The organism is Shewanella sp. SW1 (assembly GCF_025653545.1).
GTDB classification, from domain to species: Bacteria; Pseudomonadota; Gammaproteobacteria; order Enterobacterales; family Shewanellaceae; genus Shewanella; species Shewanella oncorhynchi.
In genome coordinates, this window is record NZ_JAKKSG010000016.1 from 1 (window position 1) to 12,273 (window position 12,273).

Annotated in this window: 10 protein-coding genes; 5 read left to right on the forward strand and 5 right to left on the reverse strand. The window is 38.4% G+C overall.

The features are described 5' to 3' along the window. Window positions 1-815: threonine--tRNA ligase (locus L5M71_RS14870; protein ID WP_263220666.1), on the forward strand; the 815-nt coding region annotated here is incomplete at its 5' end. Between the two features lie 547 nt (window positions 816-1,362). Here L5M71_RS14870 and herA read toward each other — a convergent pair. Together herA and L5M71_RS14880 are read right to left on the reverse strand one after the other, a co-directional pair. Continuing rightward, window positions 1,363-3,192, reverse strand: a complete 1,830-nt coding sequence (gene herA, locus L5M71_RS14875) for an anti-phage-associated helicase HerA (protein ID WP_259560018.1) — start codon at window positions 3,190-3,192, stop codon at window positions 1,363-1,365. Then, a complete protein-coding gene (locus L5M71_RS14880; RefSeq protein WP_259560019.1) occupies window positions 3,189-4,454 on the reverse strand; it encodes an SIR2 family anti-phage-associated protein in 1,266 nt (421 codons plus the stop codon). Before L5M71_RS14880 ends, herA begins: the two co-directional genes overlap by 4 nt. A 109-nt stretch (window positions 4,455-4,563) precedes the next feature. Between L5M71_RS14880 and L5M71_RS14885 the strand changes: the two genes are divergently transcribed. The 4 genes from L5M71_RS14885 to L5M71_RS14900 all read left to right on the forward strand — a co-directional run bounded on the left by L5M71_RS14885 (window position 4,564) and on the right by L5M71_RS14900 (window position 9,362). Continuing rightward, window positions 4,564-5,043: an SLATT domain-containing protein gene (locus L5M71_RS14885; protein ID WP_263208440.1), complete on the forward strand. Its 480-nt coding sequence runs from the start codon at window positions 4,564-4,566 to the stop codon at window positions 5,041-5,043. 62 nt (window positions 5,044-5,105) lie between these two features. Then, a complete protein-coding gene (locus tag L5M71_RS14890) occupies window positions 5,106-5,990 on the forward strand; it encodes a bacteriophage abortive infection AbiH family protein (protein WP_263208442.1) in 885 nt (294 codons plus the stop codon). A 373-nt stretch (window positions 5,991-6,363) separates the two neighbouring features. Then, window positions 6,364-7,281, forward strand: a complete 918-nt coding sequence (locus L5M71_RS14895; RefSeq protein WP_263208443.1) for an SIR2 family protein — start codon at window positions 6,364-6,366, stop codon at window positions 7,279-7,281. A gap of 146 nt (window positions 7,282-7,427) precedes the next feature. Further along, on the forward strand, window positions 7,428-9,362 hold the full coding sequence (locus L5M71_RS14900) for a tetratricopeptide repeat protein (RefSeq protein WP_263208445.1): 1,935 nt from the start codon (window positions 7,428-7,430) through the stop codon (window positions 9,360-9,362). Between the two features lie 312 nt (window positions 9,363-9,674). Here L5M71_RS14900 and L5M71_RS14905 read toward each other — a convergent pair whose 3' ends face one another. The 3 genes from L5M71_RS14905 to csy3 form a co-directional block, all read right to left on the reverse strand. Continuing rightward, window positions 9,675-9,953 carry a hypothetical protein gene (locus tag L5M71_RS14905; RefSeq protein ID WP_263208447.1) on the reverse strand — a complete coding sequence of 93 codons (279 nt, stop codon included), beginning with the start codon at window positions 9,951-9,953 and terminating at the stop codon, window positions 9,675-9,677. A gap of 649 nt (window positions 9,954-10,602) precedes the next feature. Continuing rightward, a complete protein-coding gene (gene cas6f, locus L5M71_RS14910; protein ID WP_263208450.1) occupies window positions 10,603-11,214 on the reverse strand; it encodes a type I-F CRISPR-associated endoribonuclease Cas6/Csy4 in 612 nt (203 codons plus the stop codon). Window position 11,215: 1 nt separating this feature from the next. After that, window positions 11,216-12,265, reverse strand: a complete 1,050-nt coding sequence (gene csy3 / locus L5M71_RS14915; RefSeq protein WP_263208452.1) for a type I-F CRISPR-associated protein Csy3 — start codon at window positions 12,263-12,265, stop codon at window positions 11,216-11,218. Window positions 12,266-12,273 lie beyond the last annotated feature (8 nt).

Sequence of the window (12,273 nt, forward strand, 5' to 3'; positions counted from 1 at the left end):
CCTCAGGCTCGTTAAATGGTTGCCTGCGCGCACGCCAGTTCACTCAGGATGATGCCCATGTTTTTTGCTGTTGGTCTCAGGCAGAGGAGGAGATACGTGGTTTTCTCCAGCGTGCAAAGCAGGTTTATGGTGATTACGGCTACCATAATTTAGACGTAAAAATATCGACTAAACCTGAGAAGGCATTAGGCAGCGATGAGCAATGGTGCCGAGCACAAAAGCTATTGGATTCAGCCTGCCATAGCGAGGGCTTTGATGCCGAGTATCAAGCTGGTGAAGGGGCTTTCTATGGTCCCAAAATTGAACTGTCACTGACAGATTCTATGGGAAGACGCTGGCAGTGTGGCACTATCCAGTTTGATTTTAATTTGCCTGAAAGATTCGATGTTCAGTACACAAATGAGCAAGGTGAATTCGAACGGCCAGTGATTATGCATCAAGCTATGTATGGCTCTATCGAGCGTTGGTTGGGGATTCTCTTGGAAGTCTCACAGGGTAACCTGCCGGATTGGTTGCATCCCGTGCCTGTTGCTATCGCTTCAGTGAATGAGTCAAACAGCCAATTTGTCCGTCAGTTAGCCGCACTATGTTTAGCGCGAGACATGCGAGTGTTGGTTGATATCAGTCAACACTCAGTTGCCCGCAAAATGAAACGCTTTCACAAGCAAAAAGTGCCTTACATCTTAACGGTTGGGGATAAAGAAGAGGCCGAGAAGTGTGTGTCAGTTAAGTGCCGCAAAGACGGTGTTATGACACACATCCCTCTTTTTGAATTAGCTGACTACCTCGCGGATAAACTAGAATGCAAGCTATAACGTAAGGAAGACTGTGTTTGTTATCTAAGGCTAGCTATTGTTACCATCGCTGGCCTTTTACTCAAATTGTTACTTTGTCTAATAGTCGGCTAGTTCATTAAAGGGGTTGTGAAACTGTTGATTTAGTTAGTTTTCAATTTGATTTGCTGTAGACGCTACTTTTATTGGCAGATAACTTTTGCCTCACAGCTTGCCACGGTTCGAATAACAGTACTTTGTTGTTTGATAATTTGAGATACAAAAAAGTAATGGATACTAAAACGTAAGGCTTGACCATGAGGGATTAAAAAACGATTACAGTGAATCAGACTTGCCTAGTCTGGTTCATGCGCATCACGCTGTTATTTTACGCAAGCTTCTGGCTCACGCGCTTTGGTCCAAACTCGTGTCAGGCCGAGCAGTTCTGGCACGTTTATGCCCCAAAACGTTTTAGAGTAATATAACCACTCAGGAGTTTTCAGTTTTAATTTGCCATACAAAAGCTAATCAATTTTCACTTGTTATTAGGTCCGGCAATTACAGCTAATATCCCAATTAAGATACTTCATTATGACCATATAGATGCAAATGCTGCATCAGAAGACTTTGGTTTTGGCTTAGCTTCATCAATGGAAAAGCGTATCGGGATGTTGAAAGCTGAACCGAAACCAATAGCATCCCCCCTAGGTAAACCAGAAATTTCACTTAGAGTATGTTCATTACCGTTTTCTATAGCGTGTCTTAATGCATTGATGTCTCGCTCATTAGTTAAGCGAAGAGAGATCCAATTTGAACACATAGCCAGCACTGTCGAAGATAGCTCTGATGGGCGTTGAGTACTAACAAGTAAAGAGCAATTAAATTTACGCCCTTCTTTTGCAAGCCTTTCGTATGCTTTAAGTTGAGTTCCTTCTTCTGCGAAGGGATCTCTAAGGTAGTGATGGGCTTCCTCTAAAAGAAGCATGGTTGGATAATTCTGATCTTGGCCTCTTTTAAATAATACATCAGAGTACATCTCTAAAAGTGAACCTAAAATCATTGGTGCATGATCATCTGCTATGTTTTTTAAGTTAATGATATGAACATCCCAATCTTGTTGCCCCCCAGATTTTTTACCAAAAATATAATCAACTTCATCTTCAACTTCTTTATTCCACATAGTCGCTGGGTTCGAAATTGCTTGTCCTCCAGATAAGTTAACTACATTGTTGAATCTAGGGTCATCTACCAGTTGCTGGATAATCTTAACTAATGGCAATACATTACCATAACTAAAAGCATCTCTTTTGCTTGCGCCTTGAGGTGTGAATGCTTGACATCCGAACTCAGCAACAAGGTTAGCTAGCGCTTTAAAAGGAGGCCAAGTTTGGAAATGTCCAAGCGCATTGCTTCTTAACTTTTTCAACCACTGACTTAAATGATCTTGTCCATCTTGTCGACAGTCATCAACTAACTCGAACCAATTTGCAGTTGTCGAAGGTGGTATTGTTTCAGCGGTCCATATCAATCCGTTCTGACACGTACAAACCATATGAAGTGACTTCAATGCATTGCGTAGAGCAGGTAATTGTGTTTTATCGCTTGGCCTTAATAATTTGATTAAGCCGGCATAGCCAAATGCTTGATAAGGTATTTGATGATAGGTAGGGTATTTACCAACAAAAATAGGAGGTGCCTGCACAGGTTCAAATATAACTGAGCTAGTTGTAGAGGGTGGGATACTACCCAAAATGGTCTCTTTCACTCGTTTTTGACCAATAAATGCATCAGCATATTCACCATTTATATCGAAAATAACGATTCTGGATTTTGTGAATTTTTCACGTATTCTTTGTGATAACAGTGCATTAAAATTTGATTTCCCATAACCTGTACTACCAAGAACAGCCAAATGTCTTGAAAGTAGAGAATTGAGACCAGCATTGATCCTCGTCGTTTTAGTTCTTGAGTCTCTCCCTAGTTCAATAGTTGAGTCTTTTTCATCTTCATTTACGCCATAGATAGTTTCTAGATAGTCGCTCGAAAGGGGAATCGCTTTTGCACCTAATGTTGGTAATTTCCAGTTCTCTGAAATAAATTTTCGAGTGTCACCCTCCTGAAATACATAGCCAACGGAATATGCAATGAGTTGCCTTAGAGGGGTATCTGTTACATTCATTGTGCCCACATTAGAAGAATGAGCCTTGTCTGGATCAACAAATGCCATATCAGTGATTCTAGCAATAACAAGGTTAGTACCAGCATCCAATCCAATTAAATCGCCAGGTTGAGAGACCGAGCTTACCCCTCGTCGGTGAGATGCTAATTGACCTTTGTGACCCTCAAGTAAGTTAACGCGAATTTTTGTACCTTCAAGCGCAACAACATACCCAATAGAATCGACGCTTTCTATGCTCATATCTGATTACCACTTTGAACTAAATCATTTATAGCGGAGATAAGCTCTTGTGTGGAAGTATCTCTGGGAAATAATACTGGTTTTGGAAGGTATTTAACAAATGAGTCGAAGTAAGCCTTAGAGTTTCCGCCAACAATCGTAATTTGATTTAATGACAGTGATTTAAGTTTTTTGATGCATTTCTGAGCTTCGTTCAAATTAGCTGTATTTGACGATATTGTATCGAGTTCAGGGTAAAAAATAACAATATGTAGGGATGGGTTTAATAGTGCACCAAGAATTATCCGATTTATATGATAGTCACCGAACCCATATCCGTTGACGAAAATGGCTGTTTGTGGTTTTGATAAGAACTCACTAAACCGGCGAAACATCTCACCGTACACAAAACCGATTGTGTGGTGGTACTTATTAGCACCAGGGTAAATTAAGAATTGCTTATCATATACAGATTCACCATTTAGTAATGGCTCAATATAGCGGCTTTTTGCTAAAGCGGAAGGGATCTCCTTAATATCGCTGTCATTTTCTTGAACCCAAGACAGTGAGCCATGTAATTTATGCAAATAGGCATGATAGTGGCCAAATCTAGCTTCACCTTTCGCATTAACGTTTCTAAAGCTCAAGTCAAAATTTTGAGGCTGAAAAGTTCTTGTATGAAGTCCTGAAAACCCATTCACAAGTTGAATGCCTATTTCTTCGGCTGCCCACTCTAAAGAGAGATCATAGTTGGTGGTAAATAGCATCGGAGCAGCTTGACCAGGTTGGCGATTCGAAATTAATTTTTCAAGTAACTCTCGGTGATATTTGAATTGCTCTTGAGATCCTAAATTCTCATCACCAAAAGCTTCTTGTTTTACCAGTAGTGCCGCTTTGGTTACGGATTGATATAAGCAAAGTAGAATTTTCTGAAGCTTGCCTACTGGTTGGGACTCAACATCTGTCTCGATGTTTAATGGTGACATTTTTTTGTATACCGATAAATATTGAGTTACTTGATCTAAAAGTTGCTCCACATTTACATCTTTGTTCGTGATATTTTCTTGAGTAATGAGTTTAAAGCTGAGTAATTCAGTAAGTATGTTTTGAGAGTTGGTGATAGCATCAAGCCACACATCTTTCATTGTCATACCACCACACCCTACAGATGCACCAGCACCAAGAAGGACACCTATGTTTTCTAGCTGGCATAAAGAGCCTAAGTGACTTTTAAAGTCATTTTCAGAAATATTAGTAGCGCCTTGGTAGATAAACTCACTCATTTTATTTTTTTACATCAAAATATGCGTATAGCAGAGTGTGCAATTTTTTTGTGTGAGATACAATGACTCACAGACTTAAATGATTGTTTTAATTCAGGTGATAATTTAAATGAGTAATAATGAGTTGCAAATGGTTTTTACTGATTATTCGGACTTAAGTAAACTGATGAATGAATGGCATGTAAGGCTATGTAATGCGCAACAAGGGCACTACAAACGTTCAGAGACTCTTTATTGTAGAGCAAATTTGTCAGGATATTTACTAATTACTGCTACGACAGTAGTTACAGCAATGCTTTTTTTGGATGCTAAAGATTGTTTAAAAGCAATTCTTGTATTTATGAGCATTCTTTCAGCAGGGCTATCTGGTGTTGTTTCTTTTGCTAGGTTTGCAGAGAATGCTGAGAAGCACCGTTCCGCAGCTGGAAGTTATGGAAAAATCAGAAGACAGCTTGAGCATTTAAATTCAAAAAGAGCGGATATGACTCCTGTAGATGTTCAAAGTAAGCTAAAGCTATTGAGGATTGAGTGGGAGTACATCTCTGACAATGCGCCACTAACCCCTAAATCAGCTCTTATTACTAAATAAAGTGACAATGTAGAGTAAACTTGGCAGCTTTGAAATAATTATTTAATATTGGAGAGCCTAGATTGACAACTTTAGTTATCGTCGGTAATGGATTTGATATACAAAACGGTCTACCTACAAGTTATTGCTCTTTTTTCAATCAATATAATAATCAACTCGATGAGCACTTTGTGCATTTCCCTAGCTTTTATGATGATCAAGAGTGGTCAAATTTTGAAGAAAATTTAGGCATCTTTGACGAGGATAACTTCAGAGAGAGTGCAGCATGTGAACCGAGTATGGATGACATGATAGAGTCATCTCAACACGTGAACGGCTATAATGACGAAATATCTCAAAAAGTGGATGAGTTAGTAGGTGATATAAAAAGCGCATTTACAGCTTGGATTAGAGGAATAGATGTAAACCAAGCCAAGAAGTTTATGGAGTTCCCGAAAGAGTATAAATTTATAAACTTCAATTATACATCTACTCTTCAAGATGTATATTTAGTGCTAGATGAAGATGTGCTGCATATTCATGGTAAAGCTAGATGTAATGTTATATTTGGACATGGTAAGGGTAATGGCAACCAATCCTCGACTATGGTAACAAATGATAATACTCCTTGGTTTGAGGAGTCATATCAAACCTTAGCATCTGTAACTGAAAAATTTCATAAACCAGTCAATGAAATTCTCGAAGTGCATAAAGAACAACTAGAAAAATATGGTGATGTTACAAAGATCATTGTACTTGGTCACTCGATTAATAAGATCGATGTCCCATATTTTAAATGTATTTTAAATGCTTATCCAAATGCAGTGTGGAGGAATTGGAATCATAAAGGTGATGTAAATGATGGGGTATCAGATACACATTGTAGATTGCTGAGTCTAGGGGTTTCTACTGAAAAATTGTACTCACTTTCATCTAAAAAGCTAGAAAAGGCTTATCCGCTCAGCTGATATATTCATCCCCCTGATTAAATAATGTATAAAGGCGTAGTGAAACTAACCACATTCTTAAAAGTTTTCATTACAAAGCCTTATCTGAAAATAATCAAGGAGAACTGATATTCTAACGAGATTTTGTGCAAACTCGTGTCAGGCCGATCAGTTCTGGCACGTTTATGCCCCAAAACGCGTTTGAAGTTGATATCTATTGATATGACGGCACTCGCATTTCCCCTCATTAACAACTTTTCACAGTGCGCTTGGGTTCATAATAATGTAATCTGAGTTCAGTTTGACTAACAGTACACTCTTTCAATAGTTTAATTCTATGTAGTGTACTGTACTGTCCAGAGAGTTATTAGATTATTTGAGCTATGAAAAAACTATGTCATTAAAAATCTATACAGAATACGCCCTTACCAAGCGCATAATGAAACATAAAGGCGGTATTACGTTCGTTATTGGATCTGCATTTAGTCAAAAAGACAAGAATGGATTTGGTATCCACAACGTAGATGGTGTTATTGACTTCATCGAAGATTACATCAAGCGTGAAGACCCAGAAGATTTAGAGTATTTTAGAGGCCAATTAAGCGATAGCATACACCAAGAACGTTACCAAACGGCGTTTGATGTCGTATCAAGCATTTATGGCCAAGATGCAGTCAATGAAATCATTGCCGAAGTGATAAAAAGTAATGAGGATGAAAACGGTAAGCAAAGGATACCCAAGGCAGTCAGTGATTTCGTAGCGGCCATTAGACAAAAAAATATCAATGTCACCAATATTGTAACCACGAACTTCGATACTTTATTGGAAGAAGAATTTCAGAATCAAGGGATTGGATGCAATTCTTATAGTCTTGTTAATGACACTCATTTCCAATCCAATGTGAATAACCTAGTTAATATTTTTCATTTACATGGTAAGTGGGATCAGGACACCATGCATACGGTTAATCAATTGCAGGTAATTCGCGAACGCATTGAAATTTCGCTACAAAACCTTGTAAAAGATGACCTTGTCGTTGTCATAGCTTATGGGGGATGGGAAGACAGTTTTACACGTTCTCTTGCAAAAGTCGTAACTAACCCAGCGCTTGATTACCAAATCCTTTGGACTTTTTACGAGCCTGAAGAAACAAAGATTCATTCAACACGTCAGGGATTATTTGAGGAGCTAGGCGATGCGATTGCTCGTGCCCGTGTGCATTTTTATATGGGCATTGATTGCAATTCAACGTTTGAAAAACTTTCTGAGGTAAATGAAGTAAAAAAAAAAGAAATGCTAAGCACGAGTTAGACCGTCAACTTTTTGAAGAGCTCAGTTTTTATGATATAGAGAACAGAGGGTATAACCGAAAAGTCAGAAACAAGACATCTCTAGATGCGATAAAGCATTTAAATAATCATAATGCATTGTCGATACTAGCTCCTCTAGGGTATGGCGTGTATGATTTTATTTCTTCTTTCAAACACGATTCTGAACAGCATAAGTCCAAATATTTTCGTATCGATTGCTCTGAGGTACTAACAAAGGCACAAATCGAAAGCCAGATAAAAAGTGATACCTATCAGTCACTTGCTCAGCTCATCTTACTCTGTTGCGCCAATGCAGAAAAAGTACTGTATTTCATTATCTTTGATAACATAAAAAGTAGCATGAATGCGGAAGCTCTGAATTATTTAGCAGGATTGCCAGACTCACTCCCCACCTTTGGTAAAAATATTTTCATAATATTTACGTCAAGAGTGAGTATTAAACAGTTCAGAAGATTTCATGTTGAGCTAGAAGCCTTAACTTTACATGAAACAGAGTTGATTCTTAATGGCAGAGTTGACTTGTCAGAGTATACACAATCTCAAGTCGCGTTGATTCATGAAAGGTCTGAAGGCGTTGTTGATAAGCTCGAACAAATCATGGATTTTATGGAAGATAGTTCCGTTGATGAGGTATTAGAGCACGACGAAATATTTGATGATGAATTTCATCTTGAGCACATTCCTACAACGACATTAAGCCAACTAGATTTGTTGTTCACAGATGCATCAAAAAGATTGACGCTTAAGATGCTTAATATTCTATCGATATTAAAAAATGGTGAAACATTGTCAAATCTTAGAGCTGATCTCATGGGGCGGGATCTGAACCCTAAGCATGTAAAAGAATTGGTTAGATTCGAATTGGCTACGACGATGCAGATCGATGTATCTACAAAGATTATCAAGATTAACCCAATCATCAAAGGTTACGTTCTTAGTAAGATGTCCAAAGTACAAGTGTACGAAATATCTAATGCTTATCTCAACGTAACAATGACTCCGACAAAGAATGGAATCCGGCTGAGTTCACTCAATCGCAAGGTATATCAAAAAGGCTATGGTGCCGAAGAAGATAATACAGGCACATTGCTCCTCAACTCAATTGAGTCTGTTTTGGATAACATAAAAATCAACACCGAACAGGGTGAGAGTAATGAGATGAATGAAAGGAGGCTAACGAAGTTGCGCCATTATTGCAGCTCCTACGTTTACATACTTCGCAACTCTAGTCGCTATGCGGAAACGATATCCGCAGTTGCTCTTTTACACAATACCATTGAAAAAATTGATCCAGATTCACTTTATAAATACTACCTTTATATCGCTTCATCATATCGCATAAGGTCTGACTATTCTGAGGCAAAAAAATATCTTGATCGTTGTATGGCTCTTTGCCCTGAAAGTGACAAAGGAACACTTGAAGAAATTTACCTCGAACGTATACATTTACTTGAACACGTTGACAAACCCGCTGCAATTGCTTTAGCAAAAGCTAACAAAAACCAATACCATAAAAAGTCAACTGAATACATTGTGTCAGAGGTGGTTATTGCTGAGGAAAAAGACCCTGACGACCGATTCAGAACTTTAGTCAGGCTAGAGAAAAAAGCTAGAAAACTAAAACACTTCACCTTAGCGAACAATATTGTATTTACGCTCAACAAGGAGAGAAGTAACGTTGATAAGATCAAGAATCTGAATACTGCACTTGAGTCAGAAAAAAGCAGTTATAACTACTGCCGAGCAACAATTTATAAGAATCAAGCGCTAGTAGAAAGTAATCTGTTTCAACGTATTAAAGAGCAAGATATTCAAGATTTGTCATACATCTACAATTATCTATTCAGACAAAAGTTTGATACCTTGTTTGTTCAGTGTCACAAACTCCTCTGGGATATTGCAGCCTACCGCCAACTGAGGGATATCATCACAATGATCTATATCAGAGGAACCATTGTTTGGAGACTGAACGATGATTCCGAAAACGAACAGAAATATGAAAAGCTCATACAAGACTTCGATGACCCGAGTTTAGTTAATCGCTTGGTTTATAAAGCCTAGTGATTCGTTTTTTAAAAAGCCCACTTGTTAAAATACTCTTGGGCTTTTTGTGTTTAACTAACTAATTTGCCAAAGGGAGGGCTATAAAATTTCATTAGCACCCTTTTACGACACTATTCCCACTTTTGTAGTGAGCATCATCGATATATAAACTAATCCATATTTTGCTAATTTAGAAAGGCCACTGAAACACTTCTGTCCATAAGCGTGCCAAAAGCCATCAGCCTATGTGCTAATAAGCCAACAAACTTTGATCATAGGTCATAACCTACGCACAGATTGTTGGTGCAGTGCTCTTGGATAAATATCGACTCAATCCGAATAATCTAGGATCAGTCTTTTGAACAAGTGACTTCCTGGGTAAAGTGGGAACGATTCACCTGCTTGCCTTAACACTCCAGATTCTAACCATGCACCAATGATTTCTTTATAAATTGGGGGCAATTGTTCTATTGGCGTGCTATCAGCGGTTCCCATTCCAGCATAGTAACCTAAGTGTAAGGAGCTATCTTCCTGGGAAATTAACAAGTAAGGGGAGCCTATCTCTTTGTTAGTCCAACTTCTAATTTTATCAATTTCAAATTGACTCATAGATAACTCATCCAACTAAAATTCAATAAAATGTACAAACATTTAAAATTACGTGATTAGATGAACTGATTAACATTAGCCAACCTAATCTTTTCTGAGCATCATTTCCCCCAAAAGCTTGCTAGAGATTGATCAATTTTTATTGTCACTTCTACCGTCTGGTTGGTAGTGATTTTCCTCAAAATTGATAAAACTTTAGCTTTTTAATGGCTATGAATAGCCTAAAAAGGCACATTTCCACTCAAACAATCATCCACCGAAAATTGGGGCATTGCCAATAAAAAGCCTCTTCCCACATTGGGTAAGAAGAGGCTTTTACTGCCTATCCGGCAGTTTGCTGTATTAACATAAACGTCGAAACGATTGTTTTTATTTTCAGCTGCCTATACGGCAGGTCACTTATTGATCCCACAAAAACAACTTCCGACGATATTTTCAGCTGCCTATACGGCAGGTCACATATATGCGCCATGTCATCTGCACCTCTCTTAATTTTCAGCTGCCTATACGGCAGGTCACTATACACTTATAAAATAAACCTATATAAAATCAATTACTAGAGCCAAAATCAAGGAAATAACCATATAATTTCTCAAACAGATAATTAGTTTTAAAATTAAAACGTTACAGTAACCACGAAACCAAAAGGTCAAATCTTATCTACAAGACGAGATAGCTCCGGTACTGTTCCATTTTGTTGTAAATTGCTAGCAAACCCATAGCTACTAAACAATTGTTCAGTTTGCTCCTTTGCTACCATTTTCTGTATATGAAGAAGGTAATCTTGCTTATTACTACCACTGCTCATTGCTATACGATGGAAAATGTTAAACTCTCTTGGCTGAGTATTTTTTATAGGATTAAATGTCTCACCTCGAGCTAATGCTCGTTTTTCCAAACGTTTTAAGCGTCTGCGGGCCTCACCAACAAAAATCTTTGCAATTGCCTGATTACGTTTGAACATCACTTCAGCACAATCATTAGGTACAACGTCGACGTTACCAAGACTAAAAAAGCCACATTCTTTCATATCTTGAAAATAGGATTGCTGCTTCAGCTCACTCAATACAATTTCATCAGAATGAACAAAAGCAATGACATTACCGATAGAGCCGTCCGACCAAGCAGGAAACGTTATCCCAAGACCTTTAATTTCATGTTTGCAGATGTACCCATGCATTACTGAGATACAACGCCCCATTAGCAGGGCCAAGTTTGCTTCTTTTGGTAAGAAACGCACCATAAAATAGTAGCGCTGCATATTATGCCTTCTTCGTTTCGGCTTTCTTCTGGAACATACCACCCTTTATCAGGACAGCAAAAAGATAGTAAATATTAGGATGAATTGAATGCCCTGACTCTGCAGCCTGTTGATTGAGCTCAGCTAAATACAGCTCTGTATTTACAAATAAGGTATAAAAACTCAGTGCAGATTCAGGTGAACGCCGTGCAATACCCAGCTCTTTGTCTGCACCGTACTCATGTACTCGTAATCGTTTAACATCGTCCTGATCCCACCAATTATCAATTGATTGAATAGCCGCACCTATCTTGACCGAATTAAAGCTCACCGCATAACGACCATCAGTACATTTAACCTTAGTAAACTGTTTTGAAGTTTCACCTTCTGCGGACTTTTCACCAAAGGTTTGGCTTGGGTAGATCTCTTGGCAAAAGACAGTCTCAATTTTTGCTGTAATATCGGCGTTCCAAAATACATTCGGATCAGTCAAAGCTAAGTGCATCTCTTTACTTAATTCATCAAGAACAGTCAGGGCTTCATCAGACCAAATATTCCAAGCTAACTGCCTCGTATTACTGATTTGATAACACTTTCCCGTACTGGTTTTAACATCTATTTGAGTGTTACCAGAGTTTTGATTACGCCAGAGCCAAGTTCCTAACAGCAGATTTTTACAAAAACGGGTCGCCAGCTCTTGGTAACCATCGCATTCCTTAAATGCTGCAGATAACTTTTCAAGCAAAGTAAAAACTTCAGGAGCGCTGCAGCCAGAGGGTTTGAGCGAGTTAGCTTGTACTCTTAGCGAGAAGCGGCAATAGATGTGTTCTACATTTGGCGGGACATAGCATTCTTCAATAGTTAGAGGATTACAGTGTGTAAGGTCCTGGGGTGCTAAGTTTTTCGATTTAAATTGGGGAGTAAATGCTTCAGTGAATCCAGCTTTTTGACCACGTATACGAGTGATTTCAGCTTCAAGAGGAACAAAATCAGAATCGGTCGTTTTATAGAAAAATACCGCCTTACTTGGGTAGAGGGATCGGTCATACTTTAAAACATTGCATAGCTCCATAAACCTTC